19 protein-coding genes are annotated in these 19,490 nt (G+C 62.9%); 6 read left to right on the top strand and 13 right to left on the bottom strand.

From position 1 onward, the window contains the following. Window positions 1–35: 35 nt before the first annotated feature. Window positions 36–1,223 (bottom strand): CaiB/BaiF CoA transferase family protein, encoded by a 1,188-nt coding sequence (locus tag C2U70_RS14335; protein WP_140978819.1) that lies wholly within the window; start codon window positions 1,221–1,223, stop codon window positions 36–38. Between the two features lie 162 nt (window positions 1,224–1,385). On the opposite strand from C2U70_RS14335, the gene C2U70_RS14330 reads away from it, so the two are divergent. The 3 genes from C2U70_RS14330 to C2U70_RS14320 all read left to right on the top strand — a co-directional run bounded on the left by C2U70_RS14330 (window position 1,386) and on the right by C2U70_RS14320 (window position 3,224). Continuing rightward, window positions 1,386–2,273, top strand: coding sequence for a VOC family protein (locus tag C2U70_RS14330; RefSeq protein ID WP_140978817.1), 888 nt, complete (start codon window positions 1,386–1,388; stop codon window positions 2,271–2,273). Next, window positions 2,274–2,756, top strand: coding sequence for a transcription elongation factor GreA (greA, locus tag C2U70_RS14325; protein ID WP_140978815.1), 483 nt, complete (start codon window positions 2,274–2,276; stop codon window positions 2,754–2,756). 63 nt (window positions 2,757–2,819) lie between these two features. Further along, window positions 2,820–3,224, top strand: a complete 405-nt coding sequence (locus C2U70_RS14320) for a VOC family protein (protein WP_140978812.1) — start codon at window positions 2,820–2,822, stop codon at window positions 3,222–3,224. Between the two features lie 115 nt (window positions 3,225–3,339). Here C2U70_RS14320 and C2U70_RS14315 read toward each other — a convergent pair whose 3' ends face one another. Further along, window positions 3,340–4,980, bottom strand: coding sequence for an isocitrate lyase (locus tag C2U70_RS14315; RefSeq protein WP_140978810.1), 1,641 nt, complete (start codon window positions 4,978–4,980; stop codon window positions 3,340–3,342). A 145-nt stretch (window positions 4,981–5,125) separates the two neighbouring features. On the opposite strand from C2U70_RS14315, the gene C2U70_RS14310 reads away from it, so the two are divergent. After that, the gene (locus C2U70_RS14310; protein WP_140978808.1) at window positions 5,126–6,568 is read left to right on the top strand and encodes a helix-turn-helix domain-containing protein; all 1,443 of its coding nucleotides are present in this window, start codon (window positions 5,126–5,128) and stop codon (window positions 6,566–6,568) included. A gap of 185 nt (window positions 6,569–6,753) precedes the next feature. On the opposite strand, the gene C2U70_RS14305 is transcribed toward C2U70_RS14310, so the two are convergent. Further along, window positions 6,754–7,875, bottom strand: a complete 1,122-nt coding sequence (locus C2U70_RS14305; protein ID WP_140978806.1) for a hypothetical protein — start codon at window positions 7,873–7,875, stop codon at window positions 6,754–6,756. Between the two features lie 244 nt (window positions 7,876–8,119). On the opposite strand from C2U70_RS14305, the gene C2U70_RS14300 reads away from it, so the two are divergent. Then, window positions 8,120–9,118, top strand: a complete 999-nt coding sequence (locus C2U70_RS14300) for a LysR substrate-binding domain-containing protein (protein ID WP_140978804.1) — start codon at window positions 8,120–8,122, stop codon at window positions 9,116–9,118. 1 nt (window position 9,119) lies between these two features. On the opposite strand, the gene C2U70_RS14295 is transcribed toward C2U70_RS14300, so the two are convergent. Continuing rightward, the gene (locus C2U70_RS14295; RefSeq protein ID WP_140978802.1) at window positions 9,120–10,592 is read right to left on the bottom strand and encodes a carboxylesterase/lipase family protein; all 1,473 of its coding nucleotides are present in this window, start codon (window positions 10,590–10,592) and stop codon (window positions 9,120–9,122) included. Window positions 10,593–10,697: 105 nt separating this feature from the next. After that, window positions 10,698–12,374, bottom strand: coding sequence for an MFS transporter (locus tag C2U70_RS14290; protein ID WP_140978800.1), 1,677 nt, complete (start codon window positions 12,372–12,374; stop codon window positions 10,698–10,700). 52 nt (window positions 12,375–12,426) lie between these two features. On the opposite strand from C2U70_RS14290, the gene C2U70_RS14285 reads away from it, so the two are divergent. Then, on the top strand, window positions 12,427–13,179 hold the full coding sequence (locus C2U70_RS14285; RefSeq protein WP_140978798.1) for a hypothetical protein: 753 nt from the start codon (window positions 12,427–12,429) through the stop codon (window positions 13,177–13,179). Window positions 13,180–13,215: 36 nt separating this feature from the next. Here the strand turns inward: C2U70_RS14285 and C2U70_RS14280 are convergent, their stop codons facing one another. The 8 genes from C2U70_RS14280 to aroE are packed head-to-tail and all read right to left on the bottom strand — an operon-like array spanning window position 13,216 to window position 19,489. Next, the gene (locus C2U70_RS14280; protein ID WP_140978796.1) at window positions 13,216–14,250 is read right to left on the bottom strand and encodes a Gfo/Idh/MocA family protein; all 1,035 of its coding nucleotides are present in this window, start codon (window positions 14,248–14,250) and stop codon (window positions 13,216–13,218) included. A 6-nt stretch (window positions 14,251–14,256) separates the two neighbouring features. After that, window positions 14,257–14,706, bottom strand: coding sequence for a type II 3-dehydroquinate dehydratase (gene aroQ, locus C2U70_RS14275; RefSeq protein ID WP_140978794.1), 450 nt, complete (start codon window positions 14,704–14,706; stop codon window positions 14,257–14,259). 13 nt (window positions 14,707–14,719) lie between these two features. Further along, window positions 14,720–15,466 (bottom strand): amino acid ABC transporter ATP-binding protein, encoded by a 747-nt coding sequence (locus C2U70_RS14270; protein ID WP_140978792.1) that lies wholly within the window; start codon window positions 15,464–15,466, stop codon window positions 14,720–14,722. A gap of 57 nt (window positions 15,467–15,523) precedes the next feature. After that, window positions 15,524–16,351: a transporter substrate-binding domain-containing protein gene (locus tag C2U70_RS14265; protein WP_140978790.1), complete on the bottom strand. Its 828-nt coding sequence runs from the start codon at window positions 16,349–16,351 to the stop codon at window positions 15,524–15,526. Window positions 16,352–16,402: 51 nt separating this feature from the next. Beyond that, window positions 16,403–17,059, bottom strand: coding sequence for an amino acid ABC transporter permease (locus tag C2U70_RS14260; protein WP_140978788.1), 657 nt, complete (start codon window positions 17,057–17,059; stop codon window positions 16,403–16,405). A gap of 12 nt (window positions 17,060–17,071) precedes the next feature. After that, a complete protein-coding gene (locus C2U70_RS14255; RefSeq protein WP_140978786.1) occupies window positions 17,072–17,740 on the bottom strand; it encodes an amino acid ABC transporter permease in 669 nt (222 codons plus the stop codon). Window positions 17,741–17,791: 51 nt separating this feature from the next. Further along, on the bottom strand, window positions 17,792–18,646 hold the full coding sequence (locus tag C2U70_RS14250) for a shikimate dehydrogenase (protein WP_140978784.1): 855 nt from the start codon (window positions 18,644–18,646) through the stop codon (window positions 17,792–17,794). A gap of 15 nt (window positions 18,647–18,661) precedes the next feature. After that, window positions 18,662–19,489, bottom strand: a complete 828-nt coding sequence (gene aroE, locus C2U70_RS14245) for a shikimate dehydrogenase (RefSeq protein WP_140978782.1) — start codon at window positions 19,487–19,489, stop codon at window positions 18,662–18,664. Window position 19,490: the final 1 nt, after the last annotated feature.

Genomic DNA, 19,490 nt, shown 5'->3' with positions numbered 1-19,490 from the left:
TACCGAAGATGGCAAGGGCCGATGCTGCCGCTTTTTTAGATGATGCCGCCTCTCCGAAGGGCAGCGATCGCATCGCTGCTATAGCCGAGCTCGGCCAGCACCCGGTCGGTATGCTCGCCGAGCGTCGGCGGACGTGATGCGATCTTGCCCGGTGTTTCCGACAACCGGATGGCGGCCCGCGAGACCGGGGCCAGTTTCGGCAGGCCGGGATAGTCGACATCCTGCATGAAACCGGCAGCGCGGATGTGCGGATGGTCCAGCGCCTGTTGCGGGCTCAGCACGGGGCCGGTCGGGATCATCGCCTTGCCGAGCGTATCGACGGCCTCCTGCGTGGTGCGCTCGGCGCACCAGCGCGCCATCCGCTCGCTGATGATCGGGCCGTTGTTGCCGCGGCTGATGTCGTCGGCAAAGCGCGGATCGTTCAGCCACTGCTCTTCCTCGCCCATCAGCTTGGCCCAGCGCTTGAACAGGGGATGACCGGTCACCTGGCAGAGCACCCAGCCGTCTTTGGTGCGGTAGATATCGGCCGGTGCTGCGGTCTGGCCGAGATTCCCGGTCGGAACGCGGTTGACATTGATGACGGCCTGCTCGATCAGCGTCGCGTTGGTGAAGGACAATGCGGTGGCAAGCAGCGCGCCTTCGACGATCTGCCCGCGTCCGGATTTGCCGCGCTCGATGAGGGCCGCGAGCGTGCCGAACGCGCAGTGCAGGGCCGTGCCGAAATCGACCCAGTTCACCGCGGCCCGGTATGGCGGATTCCCCTCGCCGGTCATGTAGACGGAGCCCGACATGACCTGGCCGACGCCATCAAAGCCGACGCGGTCGGACCATGGCCCGGGCCCGCCGAATGCGGTCGCGGTGGTCAGGATGATGTCCGGCTTGATTGCCTTCAACGAGTCGTAGTCGAGCTTCATCGCACGCAAGGTCTGCGGCGGCAGATTGGCGACGACGACGTCTGATGTTGCGATCAGGCGGCGCATCACCTCCTGCCCTTCGTCCTTCATCGGGTCGAGCGTGATGCATTTCTTGTTGCGGTTGACCTGCAGGAACAGCGCGCCCTCGCCGCCTTCGCCGACCGGCGCGACGAAGCGATCTTCGCTGCCGTCGCGCTTTTCCACGCGGATGACCTCGGCGCCGAACTCAGCCAGCAAAGTCGCGCAATAGGGCCCTGCGATATAGCGCCCGAAATCCAGGACGCGCACGCCTTCCAAAACTCCCCCCATCGGTCTCTTCCCTGTTGTTTCTTGCCAGATTACAGGGAATGGCCTTAGCGGCAAGGCGGCCGCTCGCATGGCTCGGTCAGCAGAAGTGATCGGCCGGAGGTTTCGACAGGCGGGCGTTCTGCTCTATTATAGGTAGTCCGTCCCGCAGCCAGAGCCGCATCCATGTCCCAAAAATTCGACCGTTCCGCCGAGGATCTCGGCAACGCCATTCATTTCGAGCACGTCAACATCCAGGTCCCGGATCAGCGCCTGGCGACGTTATTCTACGTGGCGGGACTTGGGCTCACCCGCGATCCCTATCTGATGGTGTCCGACACCAACATGTGGATCAATGCCGGGCGGAGCCAGTTTCACCTGCCGAGCGGCAAGCCGCAGGTGGTGCGCGGTCATACCGGGCTTGTCATCGCGGGCCGCGAAGCCCTGCTGCAGCGGCTGGCCTCGGTTGCGAAGAAGCTCGAGGGCACGGCCTTCGCGTTCGCCGAGCACAACGATTATGTCGAGGCGACCTGCCCATGGGGCAACCGACTGCGCTGCTACGAGCCGGACGCCGCGCGCTTCGGCCGCATCACGCTCGGCATTCCCTATGTCGAGTTCGAGGTGCCCATTGGAACCGCAGAAGCGATTTGCGCGTTCTATCCTGACATCATGGGCATGCCCGCGAGCTTGCGGAATGGCGACGGCAAGGTTGCGACGGTGAAAACCGGCCGCGATCAATATTTGCTGTACCGCGAGAGCGACCGGCCGCAGCCCGACTATGACGGCCACCATGTGCAGATGTACATCACCAACTTCTCAGGCCCTTATCGGCGACTCCTCGAGCGCAATCTGGTCTCGCGCGAGGACAATCAGTACCAGTACCGGTTCTGCGACATCGTCGATCTCGACAGCGGCAAGCACCTGTTCACGGTCGAGCACGAGGTGCGTAGCGCGACCCACCCGATGTTCATGCGTCCGATGGTCAACCGCAATCCGGCGGTGAACAACCGCAACTACGCCAACGGCCATGACGAAGCGCTGTGGGCGATGGGACTGGATCAGTACGAGGGTTAGTTGAGCGTCGCATTCACCAAGGAAGAAAGCGCCGAGACGGCATCAGAGACCCTGCTGCCGGATCGCCCGATCTCGCCGCACGAAAACCTCGTGACGGCGGCAGGCCTGAAGGCCCTGGAAGCACAGCTCAAGCAGGCGCAGGAGGCCTACGAACTCGCGCAGAAGATCGAGGACGTGAATGAACGGCGCCGCGAGAGCGCGCTGCCGCTCCGCGATGGAAAATACTTTGCGGCGCGCGTACGAACGGCGCAGGTGGTTCCGGATCCGACCGCGAGCGATAGCGTAAGCTTCGGAAGCACCGTCACCTTCAGGCGTGACGATGGACGCGTCCAGACTTATCGCATCGTCGGCGAAGACGAAGCCGACCCGAAGCAGGGCATGATTTCCTTCGTCTCGCCGATCGCCCGTCTCCTGATGGGCAAGGCGGTCGGAGACGTCTTCGAGAACGCGGGTCAGGAGATCGAGATCGTCGCGATTTCGTAGCGCCGACGGCGAGAACTGATAGCGCGGAGCCCGAGCTCAAGGACAAGAGACAGGAGAGAGGGCATGCTCAGGAACGCAAAGGTAGCAACCCGTCTCCCGGCCAAAGACCTGGATCGCGCGCGGGCGTTCTATTCGGAAAAGCTTGGGCTCGAACCGACCGAACAGCGCGAGGGCGGGCTCCGCTACGCCGGTGCGACTGGCGAGTTTGCGATCTTCGTCTCGGCTGGAACGCAATCCGGCACGCACACGCAGATGGGCTGGGAAGTGGAGGATATCGAGGCAACGGTGCGCGAGCTTCGCGCCCGGGGCGTCGCGTTCGAGGAGTATGACCTGCCTGGCCTGAAGACCGTCGACGGCATTGCGGAGATTACCGGGAACTACCCCAGCAAGGGTATCGGCGAGCGGGGCGCATGGTTCCGCGACAGCGAAGGTAATTTGCTGGGAATCGGGCAGCCGGTTCGATCTTGAAGGCGGCTGGAGCGACGCTGACGCGCGCCAAACTCAGGAGTGTTTACTCTCGTCAAAGTTACGGGGCGGCCTCGATGACGAGACCGCCCCGCAAGAACTCAGATGATCCGTTCGCTTAGCCGAACTGGTTCATCGTGTTGTGGACGCCGCCTGCCTTCAGAGCGGCCTCGCCGGCGAAATATTCCTTGTGGTCGTCGCCGATGTCGGAGCCGGCCATGTTCTGGTGCTTGGCGCAGGCGATGCCCTGGCGGATTTCCGCGCGCTGCACGTTCTTCACGTAGCCGAGCATGCCCTGCTCGCCGAAATATTCCTTGGCGAGGTTGTCGGTGGACAGCGCGGCCGTGTGATAGGTCGGCAGCGTGATCAGGTGGTGGAAGATGCCGGCGCGCTTGGCCGAATCCGCCTGGAAGGTGCGGATGCGCTCGTCGGCCTCGATCGCCAGCGGCGTGTTGTCGTACTCCACCTTCATCAGCTCGGCACGGCTGTACTTGCTGACGTCCTTGCCGGCTTCCTTCCACGCGTCGAACACCTGCCAACGGAAGTTCAGCGTCCAGTTGAAGGACGGCGAGTTGTTGTAGGCGAGCTTCGCGTTCGGGATGACCTTGCGGATGCGATCGACCATGCCGGCGATCTGCTCGATATGCGGCTTCTCGGTCTCGATCCACAGCAGGTCCGCGCCGTTCTGCAGCGAGGTGATGCTGTCGAGCACGCAGCGGTCTTCACCGGTGCCCGGGCGGAACTGATAGAGGTTCGAGGGCAGCCGCTTCGGACGCATCATCTTGCCGTTCTGGTTGATGATGACGTCGCCGTTACGGGCGGTCGCCGCCGTCACTTCCTCGCAATCGAGGAAGCTGTTGTACTGGTCGCCGAGGTCGCCGGGCTTGTGGCTGACGGCGATCTGCTGCGTGAGGCCGGCGCCGAGCGAGTCGGTGCGGGTCACGATGACGCCGTCTTCGACGCCGAGCTCGAGGAAGGCGTGGCGGCAGGCGCGGATCTTCGCGATGAACACCTCGTGCGGCACGGTGACCTTGCCGTCCTGGTGACCGCACTGCTTCTCGTCGGAGACCTGGTTCTCGATCTGCAGCGCGCAGGCACCCGCTTCGATCATCTTCTTGGCGAGCAGATAGGTCGCCTCGGCATTGCCGAAGCCGGCGTCGATGTCGGCGATGACGGGCACGACGTGGGTCTGGAAGTTGTCGATCTTCTCGATCAGCTCCTTCTCGCGGGTCTTGTCGCCTTCCTTGCGCGCCTTGTCCAGCGCACGGAAGATGTCGTTGAGCTCGCGCGAGTCGGCCTGACGCAGGAAGGTGTAGAGCTCCTCGATCAGGGCCGGCACCGAGGTCTTCTCGTGCATCGACTGGTCGGGCAGCGGGCCGAACTCGGAGCGAAGTGCGGCGATCATCCAGCCCGAGAGATACAAATAGCGGCGATCGGTCTTGCCGCCAAAATGCTTCTTGATCGAGATCAGCTTCTGCTGGGCGATGAAGCCGTGCCAGCAGCCGAGCGACTGGGTGTACTTGGTCGGGTCGTTGTCATAGGCGGCCATGTCGGCACGCATCAGCGCCGCGGTGTAGCGGGCGACGTCGAGGCCGGTCTTGAAGCGGTTCTGCAGGCGCATGCGCGCCACGGCTTCGGCGGAGACGCCGTTCCAGGTGGGCTTGTCCTTGAGGAGGGCTTCGGCCGCCTCAATCTCGTTCTGGTAGGACGCCGGTCCCTGGATGGCCCGGTCGCTGATCCCGCGCGGTTGGAAATTCATGTCCGTGATCCCTTCGATGACGACAACTGGCACCTTTTTGAACGCGCCAACCCGTCAAAGACCAGTCCCTACGCGGAAAACTTGTCACACTTTACAAGAATATGCTGTATAGCTGTAAGGACCTTACAGCGCCAGGGAACTCGCCATGAGCACCACCACCAGCGCCCGTTCGATCTTCATGGGCCCCCGACTGCGCCGGCTCCGGCGCGATCTGGGCCTGACCCAGGCCGATATGGCGGCGGATCTCGAGATTTCCGCCCCCTACGTCGCGCTTCTGGAGCGCAATCAGCGGCCGGTGACGGCGGACATGCTGCTCCGCCTAGCCCGGACCTACAAGATCGACCTCGCCGATCTCGCCGGCGACGGCGGCGCCGACCACACCGCGCGAATGCAGTCCGTGCTCAAGGATCCGATGTTCTCCGACATCGACATCCCCACGCTTGAGATCAGCGACCTCGCCGTCAGCTATCCCGGCATGACCGAGGCGTTCCTTCGCCTCTACACCGCCTATCGCGAGGAACAGCTGGCGCTGGCGGAGCGACGGGACCCCGCGCTGGCGGGCGCCGCCGCATCGTCTGGCCACGGCGATTTCGACGCCAACGATCCCGTCGCCGACGTCCGGCGATTCCTTGCCGCACGTCGCAACAACTTTGCCAATATCGACGACGCCGCCGAACGCATCGCGCAGGAGTCGGCGGGCACGGCCGGTTTCATCGACCGGCTGAGGACGCGGCATAACCTGCAGGTCCGCTACCTGCCGCCCAACGTCATGCTCGGCTCACTCAGGCGGCTCGACCTGCATCGCCGGCAATTGCTGCTGGAGGATTCACTCGATACCGCAAGCCTGCATTTCGAGCTGGCCAAGCAGCTCGCTTACCTCGAAATGGAAAACGAGATCGCTGCGGCCCTCGAAGCTGGCAAGTTCACCTCCGAGAGCGCGCAGCTCCTGGCGCGCCGGGCGCTCGGCGCCTATGCGGCTGCGGCCCTCATCATGCCCTACACGGCGTTCGCAAAGGCCGTCGACGCACGCCGCTACGATCTGGAAGCGCTGGCGCGGCAGTTCGGCACCAGTTTCGAGCAGACCGCGCACCGCGTCACGACCCTGCAGCGGCCGGGCCTCGAACGTATCCCGTTCTTCCTGATCCGCGTCGATCCCGCCGGCAATATCTCAAAACTGCTCGACGGCGCCGGCTTCCCGTTCGCAAAGCACGGCGGCGCCTGTCCGCTGTGGTCGGTGCACGGCATCTTCAAGACGCCGCGCCAGATCATCACGCAATGGCTGGAGCTGCCCGACGGCAAGCGCTTCTTCTCGATCGCGCGCACCGTCACCGCCGGCGGCGGCTCGTTCGGCGCGATCCGCGTCGAGCGGGCGATCGCGATCGGCTGCGCCGCCGAGCATGCGGGGCAGTTGATCTACACCCGCAATCAGAAGGAGCCGAGCGCGGACGAGATCACGCCGATCGGCGTCGCCTGCCGCGTCTGCCATCGCCCGCGATGCACCGCGCGCTCCGCGCCGCCGATCGGACGCGAGCTGCTTCCGGACGATTTCAGGACGCTGAGCGTGCCGTTCGGCTTCTCGGCGGATTGACGGTGCCAAGCCGCCCGGATCGAATCCAGGAAGCCGGATACTCCGCGCTGGCAACCTTGGATGGGCAGGCACCCTCTCTAGTCTTGACGTTTCTTGAATTCTCATGCCGCCCCCGTTTGGTGCAGCACCGAAAGCATGATACCGCGAGTCGCGCGGCATCAATCGCTTTCTGGAGGCAAGCGAAACTAGAACTTCATGCTAATGCCGCTGTAGATGCTCGATTCGGTGCAGGTGTTGTTGCTCACCCCAGGCGATATCGTGCAGAGCTTGCTGACATTGTGATCGAGACCGTATTTGTTCTGCCAGTAGCGGTAGGCCACCCAGACATCGACATAGTGCGAGAATTTCGGGCCCCACATCGCCTTGGAGGCATCGAAGGTCAGGCGGATCGGCTCGGAATTGAGAGAGATTTTTGTCATGGAGTTGGCCGGCGCCGCTAAGGGCAATGGATTATAGGGAAGCGGGCTGTTCTCCGGGCCGAGGGCGCCAAGCAATTGCGCCCGACCGCTGACGGAGAAGTAGCGCACGCTCTCAGGCAGGAAGCCAAGATCCATGTAGTAATTCGTCTCAATCGCCCAGGTCGGCTGATAGCGCCGGTTGCCGTCGGGCAGGCAGCTCACGCCGGGCACCGGAGGGGCAAAGCCACCGCCGCACTGCAGGAATCCCATGTGTGCCATGTAGATCCAGGTCGCGAGCGGCGCGACGTTGACATAGCCCTTGTAGGGAAGATCGAACTGGAACTGCAGACCGGCCGAGACGGCCTGCGCAGCCGCGGCCCGATAGTAGTTCGTCGAGCTCAGGTCGAAACCGACCTCGAAGGAGATGTTGCGGAGCGGGCCGACCGTGAAAGCCTTCGTGTTGAAAATTTCATTCCAGCCGAATGTCGAACGGCCCTGGCCAGTGAAGGAGATTGCACCCGCGCAATTAGCCGGCGTTGCGACACCGGTGCCCGGATTGACGACGACGCCCGCGTTCGTGCAGGGGCTGGCGGGATCGTTATGGTCCGACTTGAACATCGAGATGTTCAGGAAGTTCGTGCCATACTGCCAGATGTCGAAATGGGTGAACGAGTAGACCTGCATCGCGGTCGTGCTGTTGAGCGACCCGTCCGGATTCCTGGAGAACACCCCGGGGTCCGTCGCCTTGGGGATGTATGAGAAGGTGAGACGATCATCGATCAACAAGAAGAATGGCTGACCGGACGACGCCGGCTTGGCCTTGACCGGCAAATCCTCCGCGAGAGCTGCCGCGCTTGCGAACGACGCAAAAGCCAGTGCCAAGAGTATCGGCTGAATATGACGCTTCACTTCCCCCTCCAATGTTCTCTATGCCCCGGTCCAAGACATCAGACGCTGTCGTGGTCCGGCGTTTCCCCTCGAACCGCCCCGTTCGGTTCGGTGAAACAGCATAGGCAGTGGACGCGGGACAAAAAGTCCGGCAATCGGTACAGTCACGTTCCAGGATTGGAACGATGGCGTGCTTGCGGAAGTCCCGCTTTCGATCGTCTCATCGAAGCGGACTTCCTGTCTGAGGTCTCGGCAGAGGATCACCATGGGAACAGTCGATGACCTGACACTCCTCGTCGAAATCATCGAAGCCGGCAGCCTGTCGGCTGCGAGCCGCAAGACCGGCATTCCGAAGTCGAGCCTGAGCAGAAGGATCAGTGACCTCGAAAGTCAGCTCGGCGTGCATCTCGTTCATCGCGGCCCGCGAAACTTTGCGCCGACCGAAATCGGCCTCTCGATCTACGAACGGAGCCAGAAGATTAGGGAGGAACTGGTCGCCATCAAGGCGCTTGCGGAGGTCCGCACCAACCGCCCCTCAGGTATGCTGCGCATCTCCTGCCCGGCCGTCCTCTCCGAGATTCTGGTCACCGATTTCGCCATCCAGTTTGCCGAGACCTATCCGGATGTCCGGCTGACCTTGGACAATACCAAGGGAACGTTCGACCCGAAGATCGATCACTATGATCTCGCAATCCATCCAGCGCGAGAAGATCTGGCGGACTCCGAATTGATCTGCCAGAAGCTCGCGACAACGCCTTACCAGTTGGTCGCAGCGCCCGCCCTGATGGCGCGCCTCGGCCACCGCGCGAGCCCCGCAGATCTCGAAGGTCTCCCGGGCGTCGGATGGGGCGCCGATGGCTTCATGGCGCGCTGGCGGCTGTTGGGCGCCAACGATGCGACGACGGAGATCAACGTCAAGCTCAACTTTTCCGCCAACAACCTCAACATCATTCGCCAGGCTGCGTTACGCGGCCTCGGTCTCGCGCGACTGCCGATGCCGATGTGTGACGCCGACCTGCTCGATGGCAGGCTCGTTCTGCCGCTTCCCGGCTGGGCGCCGCCCCCGGTGACGTTCTATGCGCTCTATCCTTCGCGCCGGTCCCTGACAATCGCCGGCCGGTTGTTCCTGACTGGTCTTACCAAATTTCTTCAGGACAGGCTGCGCCCGTCCGACGGTCGGCCGCAATCGGGCGCGGCGCCCGATGAGAAGCCCAAATCCCAACGCGCCTCCAAGAAGCGTAGGCGCAGACCGGCCAGGCGTTGAGTCAGGCGATGTATCGCGATGCGGCGATGCGGCGATCAAAACGCAGGACCGCCTGATCCGCTGTGTAAGCGGGCCATTCGGGGAGACCGCGTGCGTTCGGGTCTCCCGCTGCCGCAAACGCGGCGATCGAGCCTCTGAAGAGCCGGCTCAGGTCCTGCACTTCGCGCCTGTCGGCGCCCTTGATCATCGGAGCCGCCTGCCAGACATCGATGTTGCCGAACAGGAAGGGAAGATCGATACAATGGCAGGCTCCCAGTCCCGGAACGGGTGCCTGCCAATCGAACAGATAGGTGAACGCTTTTCGACCGAGCCCGGACTGCGTGGCCGCGATCTCCAGGCTCTGCTTTGTGAACATCCGCTCGCTGTGGAAGTCGCCCAGGATCATGCGAGGTGTCGCAGGCACGCGCGCCGAACGCAGCCTTGCAAGCGTCGTGCTTGCGTCGGCGTCACCGTGGGATCGGATCAGGTCCTCCAGCGCTTCCTCGGAGAGTTCGTCGAGCGAAGGATTCGAGATCGAAAACGCTGCATACTCCTCGCGCGTCACCCCGATCATCATGTCGCACCAATGGGCGCCGCCGCCTCGAATTGACGCGATGGGATCGCGTTGCACGAGGGCATCGTCCAGAACCGGCATAAAGGGCGGCGTGATATCTCCCGGCGTCGCCGGCGGCCGCCTTTGCAGCGTGCGCAGGCCCTCGAGGGCGTGATCGATCGGGATCGTTCGGAGCTTGTCGAAATCGTCAGCGGCGATCCCGAGAACATCGAGGATCGCATTTGCGACCGGTCGCGACTGTTCGACGGTCCGCAGCTTGATGCCGACCGGCGCGCTCATCAGGATCGCCCGGTTGAACAGCCCCGATCCGGCTTCGATGCCGGCAAAGGCCGCGATGCTGAACGCGCCGGCTGATTGGCCGATCACCGTGATCCGCTGCGGATCGCCGCCGAACGCACTGATGGCTTGTGCAATCCAGCGCAGCGCTGCGACCTGGTCGTGCAGGCCGAGGTTCAGACCGCCAAGGCCGGGATGCGGGAAGAAGCCGAGAATGCCGAGCCGATAGCTGATGTTGACGACGACGAGGCCATTCTCCTTCGCGAGGATGCCTCCATCGTAGCAAGGCAGCGATCCGCCTCCGGTCATGAAGGCGCCGCCATGAATGAACACCAGGACCGGCGCGCGGTCGCCCGCCGCATGGCTGGTCCAGATGTCCAAATGGAGACAATCCTCGCTTTGCTCGACATCGTAGGTCCCCATCACCACATCGAGGCGCGATGGATTCTGCGGAGGGACCGGTCCGGCCGCGATCGTGTCGCGAACGCCGCCCCATCGCGGCGGCGCTGATGGCATCTCAAAGCGCAACAGGCCGACGGGGGCTTCCGCGTACGGAATTCTCCGAAACGCCGTCACTCTCTCGGATCGCGCGCCGCGCAGCCGACCAAACGGCGTTTCCAGCTCAACATGCTCCACGGCGGTCATTCCTGTTCCAGCAAGGCACTTCCTGGGCCCACGGCTTAAGCTCTCGCACCCGACCCATCCAGCGTCCGAAAATGGCGAGCAGCGTTCCAGATTCGAAACGCTGCATCATGACCGCGCCGTCGTCCGCAAGTGCGGAAGCAGGGCGAAGATCGCAAGCAACGCGGGAAGCGAGGCCGCGAGCACGATCGCTTTCGGCGCAACGCCGATCGAAACCAGGAGACCTGCGACCGCGGGCCCGACGATCGATCCGATGCGGCCTGCGGCAGCCGAGAAGCCGACCCCGTGGGTGCGAAGCGCTTCGGGATAGATCGCCACGGCGAGAGCGGATTGGCCCACGCTACAGGAGATCAGACCTGCACCGGTTCCGGCGATCAGCAGCCAAATACCGAGCGGGACCATGTCATGCGCCGCAAATCCTGCGGCAGAGATGACCGCAAGGGCCACGGCCGACAGCAGGATACGCGCAATCGGAAGCCTGCTCACGAGGAGCATCACGAGGACGTTGGCGACCAGCCCGCCGGCGCTGAAGAAGCTGACGCCAAGCTGCGCGAATTCGGGCGAGAAGCCGAGCTTGACGAGCAGCGTCGGCAGCCAGAACACCAGTGCGTAACCGTCGGCGAAGATCAGAAAGGAGAATATCCAGAGGCTAATGGTCCGGGTCGCAAGGCCGGTGGCGAGCAGATCTCCGATCAGCTTGAGACCGCCCCGGTGCACGCCGCTTTGATTCGTCGACCCCAGATCGCGCGCGGCGATCGGCCTCGGCAACCACAGCAGGAGAACGAGCGAGAGCGCGAGCGGCAGGGCACCGCCGATGATAAAGATGGACTGCCAACCCAAACGCGCGGTCAGGACTGCGCCCAGCACACCGCCCAGGATACCGCCGGCGGCGAGCCCGGTGCCGACGATGACGGCAGCCGTCTCCTTCAGCCGTGGCGGGCATTGCGACGTCGCAATTGCAATGGCCGATGGCAATGCTGCACCGAGTCCGATCGCGGTGATCAGGCGTAGCACCGCAAGCTGCCCCACCGAACCCGCAAGCGGCGTTGCCAGCGAGAGAACGCCAAACGCTGTCACGCTTGCGATCAGGACAGTACGCGCCTGCCAGCGGCTGACCAGCGGCCCGGAGGCCAGATATCCGAGCACGGCGCCGACGCTCGTCAGCACAAATGCAGGCGTGAGCGCCGCCGGCGACACCATGAAGTGAGCTGCGATCGCGGGAGCAGCCACGCCAATCGAGCTGGTATCAAGCCCGTCGAGCAGCACCGCGACGAAGCTGAGCGCGATCGCGATCCAGGCCGATCTCGATGCACGTTCAACGGACGCGCTCCGAAGGCACGTGCTGGTGCCGACGGCGCTGGAGCCATGTCCTTCGCCGGCGCTTCCTTGTGAATTTGCTTGCGCTACGTTCGCCACCCTTTGCCTCCCCACAAATCCCGTTGCGGAAAACTCAAGGGATTTCCAAATTTCCTGTCCAGCTCCAGGAATGGGACGCTCGGTTCTATAAGTGAGACGCGGGGGCGCGTGGCATGCAGTCCTGCCGACAAGAGAGGAAGCTTCGTTGTTTGGACCGATGATCGACGCTTCGTGGCTACTATGGATGGGGAGGGAGGGATCGAACACGCGAATGGCGGAACCAAGATCCGGCAGGTTAGCGCGGAACCATCCGGCATTCTCAATTTTCCCGAGACGAATATTATAGCTATAACAATAAGTTATAGGCACTCTCAGAAGGAGGCGACAGGGCTGACCCGCATGGCGTTTCGCGCTATACTTGGTCTCCACATTCTTCTATCCCACGGTATCGAAGCGATTTCCCTACCCGAGTGAGGTTGAGATGACCCTAGCAATGAGGCAGTCCTCCGAGGACTCCCTGACCAACGAACTCATTGCTCATGCCGTGTCGAGCATTCGGGCCGCCGACTATTCGGCGAACCCGTTCCCGCACATCGTCTTCCGCAATTTCTTTCCGGAGGATTTTTACCGCGACCTCATCAAGAGCGAGCCGACCGAAGGATACGACAAGATCACGGCGTCCGGTTCGCGCCTCGCGCTCCGCCTCTATGGCGAGCACATCGGCAAGGTCGAGGCAAAAATCCGGCCGGCCTGGGAGGCCGTGTCGGCGATGCTGACGTCGAAGGAGGTCGAGCAGGCGATCCGGGATCGGCTGCATGACGGCCTGGAAATCCGTGCCAAGGGCGACAAGGTCGCGAAGGCCGAGGACCTGACCCTGGTCGCAAAGCCGGTGCTCTACCGCGACGTCGACGGCTACCAGATCAAGCCGCATCCCGACACCCGCAAGAAGGTGGTGACGATGCAGCTCTATTGCCCGCCCGACGCGAGCCAGGAGAATCTCGGCACCACGCTGTATCAGGCGTCGCTGAAGGGCCTGCTGCACGTCAACTCGTACTGCCTGGAGCCGGTCAAGACCGTCCCGTTCCTGCCCAATCTCGGCTACGCCTTCGTCGTCCTCAAGGCCTACCACTCGCTGACGAAGATGAGCTGGCACGGACGGCCGCCGATCAAGACCGATCGGCCGCGTATCTCGATCCTCAACACGTTCTACATGAACGAGCAGGTCGGGTTCTGATTCCGGCGCGATGCGTCCACGCGCCACTTTCCGGTATCAAAGCGATACGAGAGCTCCGGTTTCCGCCGCGCGCTTGACCGCGTCGATTACTCGAAGGGTTTTCAGTCCTTCGCGCCCGCTCACCAGGGGCGCGGCGGTGCCGCGGATAACCCCGCAGAAATTGGCAATCTGCAGGCCGAGCGGGTCTACCTTCTCGTAGCTCAGCCGCTCGCGCTCGATCGGCGCCCACCAGCTGGCCTTGCTTGGGTGATGCCATAGATCGAGTTGCGGAAGTGCCAGCGATGCCCTCGTGCCGCCGATCTGGTAGCACGCCTCCTGCGTATGACTGTAGGCCGGGTTCTCACCGGCCGTGAATTCCCAGCTCCAGGGCGACTGGATGGCGTCCGAGACATTGACCGTTCCCAGCGCCCCGGACGCGAAGTGCAGGATGATCACCGCTGTCTCTTCAACCGCGTTGCCACGTAGTCGATTGGATTGGGCGGCCTGTACCGCCACGATATCCCCACACAGGTACCGAAGCAGGTCGACATCGTGGATGAGATTCAGGAAGACAGGCCCCGCCCCTTTTTCGCGGCGCCAGGCCACGTCGAAATAATCGTCCGGCTTGATCAGCCAGAACATGCCATGCACCGACACGATCTGGCCGAGCCGACCGCTGTCGATCTCCGCCTTGGCGCGCTGGATCATCGGGTTGTGGCGGCGATGATGGCCGGTGAGCAGCGACACACCCGCTCGCTCGGAGGCTTCGACCAACGCCTCTGCAGCGACCACGTCATCCGCTAGCGGCTTCTCGATCAGCGCTGGAATACCCGCGGCAATACAATCCATGCCGTTGGCCACATGCATCTGATTGGGGGTGGCGACAACCACCCCTTCCGGCCGATTTCCGGAGAGCATGTCCTGAAAGGACGGAAACCAGTCCACCTTCAGCGAAACCGCCAACTCTCGTGCCGCCGGCGCCGGATCGACGATCGACGACAGCATCGCCTCCGGCCGCGCGAGAATGTGTTCGATGTGTCGCTTGCCGATGAGACCCGCTCCCATCACCGAGAGGCGGACGGGTGTGCTCATGCGATGCTATCCCTTCTTCTCATCAAGCAGCTTGGCCACGCGACGCAAGCCGAGCAGATAACCCTGAGTGCCGAAGCCTGCGATGACCCCGTCAGCTCGTTTGGAGACAAACGAATGGTGGCGGAATTCCTCGCGTTTGTGAACGTTGGAAATGTGCACCTCGATCACCGTCCCCTCGAACGTGTTCAGCGCATCCAGGATGGCGACCGATGTATGGGTGAAAGCGGCGGGGTTCATCACGATCCCGGCAGCCGTCTCGCGCGCCTCGTGGATCCAATCGATGATCTCGTATTCTCTGTTGGATTGATGAAAGCGGATTTCCAGGCCGAGTTCCTTGCCCAGCGCCCCGCAATCCCGCTCCACGTCCGCAAGCGTCTCGTGACCGTAGATGTGGGGCTGGCGCCTGCCGAGCAAATTGAGATTTGGTCCGTTCAGGACGTAGACAAGACGACTCATGGAAGAACTCCGTTCAGTGATGGGCAAGGATCTCGCCGAGGAACTGCCTGGTGCGGGCGTGCTGTGGATTGCGGAAGAAGGCGTCGGGCGCGCCTTCCTCGATGATCTGGCCTTCGGCCATGAAGATGACCCGGTCGGCAACCTGGCGGGCAAAGCCCATCTCGTGCGTGACGCAGATCATGGTCATGCCGTCGTTGGCAAGGCCGATCATCGTATCGAGCACCTCCTTGACCATCTCAGGGTCGAGAGCCGAGGTCGGTTCGTCAAACAGCATCACCTTGGGCTGCATGCAGAGCGCACGCGCGATCGCGACGCGCTGTTGCTGGCCGCCCGAAAGTTGAGCCGGATACTTCTCGGCCTGGTCACCGATGTGGACCCGCTCGAGATATTTTCGCGCGGTCGCCTCCGCCTCGCTCTTGCTGATGCGGCGCGCGCGAATAGGTGCGAGTGTACAATTCTGCAACACCGTCATATGCGGAAAGAGATTGAAGCTCTGAAAGACCATGCCGACGTCCTGACGGACGACATCGATAGCCTTGATGCTGTCGTCCAGCCGATGACCGTTCACAACAATACTGCCCTGCTGGATCGCCTCGAGGCGGTTGATGCAGCGGATCAGCGTCGACTTGCCCGAGCCGGACGGACCGCAGAGCACGATCTTCTCGCCCTTGCGCACGATGAGATCGACGTCGCGGAGAGCCTGGTACCCGCCGTACCACTTCTGCACGCCCTTCATTTCGATCAGGATATTGTCCTGCATGCTGGTCTCCGCTGTCGGGCGGCGGCCAACGCGGATCGCGTCGGCCGCTCGCAGTGGCTACTGGACGGTGAAGGGAACGCCGGGGACCGAGTCGGGGAAGACAGGGACCGGGACCTTCATCCATTTGGCGTAGAAAGCGACCAGCTTGCCGTTCGACTTGATCTCGTCGATGAACTTGTTGGCCGTCTCGTTCCACTCCTTCTCGCCGAGGCGCGTGCAGGCGCCGTTGTAAAGGGCGGTGAAGTGAAGCTTGGGCTCGAACCCGAGTTCCGGCTTTGCGGCGTTGAGGCGCTGCGGATAAAACAGGTTCGCGCCGACGGCCTGGACTTGACCAGAGAGCAGCGCCTGGATGGTGGCGGCGTCATCGTCGAATCTGCGGATCTGGGTGCCGGACGGGGCGTTGTTGGTGACCTGGGTGTCCTGCGTGGAGGACCTCGGAACGCCAATAACGTACTTGCCCATGTCGGCATTGCTGTTGATCGGGGTCGCCTGGGCAGCGACAAGCGTGATCTCGTTGGCGACATAGGGCTTGGAATACTGCACCGCCTTCGCGCGCTCGGGCAACATGGCCATGGTTGCGAACAGGATGTCGACGCGGCCTGTGGTCAGCGCCGGAATGCGATTGGCCACCGCCAGCGGGACGAACTCGGCCTTCACGCCAAGATATTCAGCGAAAGCGCGGCCCATGTCGGCATCGATGCCATCCTGCTTTCCTGAGCTGTCGACATAGCCCCAGGGCGGATTATCGCCCTGGATGCCGATAACGACGACGCCCTTCTTCTTCACGTCTTCCAGAGTGCCCGCCTGCGATTTGCCCGCGACAGCGATGGCCCCCAGAGTCAAAAGCGCAACGCCGAGCTGGCGACGATTGAGTGATAACAACATGAACTTCTCCTCCTAGTGATGGCTATTTGTGATTGGGCAGGTGCGCCGGTCCTACCTTTGGCTGGCCAGGGCGAGCCTGGCTTCCATCCGACTGCCCCACCATGAGAGTGGCCAGCAGAGGATGAAATACATTGCGCCGACCACGCCGAAGACGAGCAACGGCTGGAAGGTCTGGTTCGATACGATCTGACCGGCGCGGGCGAGTTCGATGAAGCCGACGATGGCGGCGAGCGACGTGCCCTTGATGAGCTGCACGAGATAGCCGATGGTCGCCGGCAGCGAGATGCGGATCGCCTGCGGCAGCACGATGTCGCGCATACGGGACGAATAGTGCAGTCCAAGCGCCATCGCCGCCTCGGTCTGGCCGCGCGGCACGGCCTGGATCGCACCGCGCCAGATCTCACCGAGGAAGGCGGATGCATTGACTGTGAAGCCGATCGCCACCGCGACGAAGGCGTCGAGCTTCAGCCCGGTCAGCGCCAATCCGTAATACACCACGAAAAGCTGCAGCAGCAGCGGGGTGCCCTGGAATATCCCGATGTAAATACGGGTGATCCACTCCACGCCTTTGTGACCACAGGTGCGCAGCAATGCGACGGCCAGACCCGCCGTGCAGCCGCCCACAAACGCAACCAGCGTCAGCAGCACCGTCCATTGCAGCCCACGCAACAGGAAGCCGAACTCGGGAAGACCAAAATGCGGTGTCATGACCTGCCCTCCTCAGCGTGTCGGATATGAGAAGAAGCGGTGCGAGATGACCGCAAAGCCCAGCATCAGCAGCCAGGAGATCGCGAGGTAGAGGAAGGTGACGGAGAAATAGACCTCGAAGCTGCGGAAGGTGTCGCTTTCGATGCGCTGCGCAACCGACGTCAATTCGTAGGCCGACACCGCCGAGCAGATCGACGAGGTCAGCGTCAGCATGATGAACTGACCCGTGAGCGAGGGGTAGATCGCGCGAAGCGCGGGCTTGAGCACGATGAACCGGAACACCTGCCCTTTGTGCAGTCCGAGCGCGTAGCCGGCCTCGACCTGCCCCTTGTGAATGGATTGCACCCCGCCGCGGATGATCTCGATAGCATAGGCGCCGCCGTTGACCCCGAGCGCGATAATGGCTGTGGCTGTCGGATTGAGCTTCAAGCCGATGAGCGGCAGGGCGAAGAACAGAAAGAAGATCTGCACCAGGAAAGGCGTATTGCGCACGATCTCGACGAAGCCGATCACCAGAGCACGCAACCAGGCCGCCTTCGAATCGCGTGCCGCGACGCCGGCGACGCCGATCACCATCGCGAGCGTCATGCCGGCAAGCGCGAGGCCCAACGTCCCCACGCACCCCCACAGCAGCGCGGGCATGGCATGCCAAACCACCGAGAAATCGAGCGTGTAGCCCATCTTGCGTTTCCTCTCGGGCGTTGTGCGTGCCGCTCGCCCATCGGCCTGACGTCACCCTCCCAGGGATGCAAAAGTGGCGAAGAAGACGTCCGCATCAGGTGAGATGCCCGTGAACAGGCGGAATGCCTCCGTGCCCTGGAAGATCGCCATGCCACCGCCATCGACGGTGCGGCAGCCGAGGGCACGCGCCGCGCGCAGCAGTGCGGTTTCCAGCGGGAAGTAGACGATCTCGGCGACCCAGAGATCAGGACGCAGCAAGGCCGTCGGCAGCGGCGTCCCCGGATATTTGTCCATGCCGATCGGCGTCGCATTGACAATACCGTCTGCGGCAGCCACGGCCGCCGCGACATCATGGCCGGCCCGCAAGCGTCCTTCTGCAAATCGAGGAGACAAGCCGTCGACCACATTCTGCGCCTTGGCCAAATCGACGTCGACGATGGTGAGTTCCCGCACGCCAAGCTTCATCAGCGCGAAAGCAACCGCCGCGCCTGCGCCGCCCGCGCCGAATTGGACAACCCGACCGAGTGGTGCACCCTGCATGTTGCGGCGAAAATTCTCGGCGAAGCCGAACCAGTCGGTGTTGTGGCCGGTCATTCGACCGTCCCTGATGACCACGGTGTTCACGGCGCCCAGCGCCTCCGCGTCGGGCGAAAGCTCGTCCAGGAGTGGAAGGATCGCTTGCTTGCAGGGATGGGTCACGTTCAACCCGTCAAAGCCCATCCGCTTTGCCGCCGTCAGCAATTCCGGCAGCGCTTCGGCACCAAGTTTCAACTCGGTCAGATCGATCTTCTTGTAGAGATAGCGGATGCCCGCGGCGTCAGCGGCCGCTTCGTGCATCGGCGGTGTGCGTGACGCCGCGATGCCGCTGCCGATCAGGCCCACGAGAAAGCTGGACTTCTGATGCATGCTCGGCATCGCCCGTCAGCTCAAAGGCACGGTCAGTTCGGCGATGACCTGTGTCGTGCCCGGTCGAACGCCGCGCCACCAGGAAAAAGCTTCCGCGGCCTGCTCGACCAGCATGCCAACACCGTCCGCCAGCTTGGCTACGCCTTCGACGCGGGCCGCTTGCAGAAAGGGAGTCAATCCCTTGCCGTAGGCCAGTTCGTACGCCAGCGCCGCACCGCGGAAGACATTGCCGGGAAGTGGCGGCATCTCACCTCGCAGGCTGGCCGATGTCGCGTTGACCACGACGTCATAGCCCTCGGCGAGATCGGCCAGCTCAGCATAGCCGCTGACGATCAGGGGACCACAACCGGCAAACTCTTCGGCCAATGCCACAGCCTTCGATAAGGTACGATTGACGAGGACCAACTCGGACGGCTCTTCGCGCAGGAAGGGCAGCAGCGCGCCACGCGCCGCACCCCCGGCGCCGAGCATCAGAACGCGCCGGCCCGCCATTTTCACGCGGAGATTGACGGTGATGTCACGCACGAGTCCGATGCCATCGAAATTCTCGCCAATGACCCGATCGCCGTCGAACTTCAGGCAGTTCACGGCGCCAGCTCGGTCGGCGCTCTCTGAAAGCTCGTTTGCATAGTCGAAGGCATCGAGCTTGAACGGGGCGGTGATATTCAGCCCCTTGGCGCCCTCCGTCCGGAATCGATCAACCCGTTCGCTGAAGCCATTGAGCGGTCCCTCGATCGCCTCATAGACGAGATCCTGTCCCGTCATTCTGGCGAACGTGCTGTGGATGAGGGGTGATTTGCTGAAGCCGATCGGATTGCCTATCACCGCGTAGCGATCGCTCATG

The sequence above is a fragment of the Bradyrhizobium guangdongense genome, assembly GCF_006483445.1.
GTDB classification, from domain to species: Bacteria; Pseudomonadota; Alphaproteobacteria; order Rhizobiales; family Xanthobacteraceae; genus Bradyrhizobium; species Bradyrhizobium guangdongense_A.
This window is presented reverse-complemented; position numbering and strand designations above follow the sequence as displayed.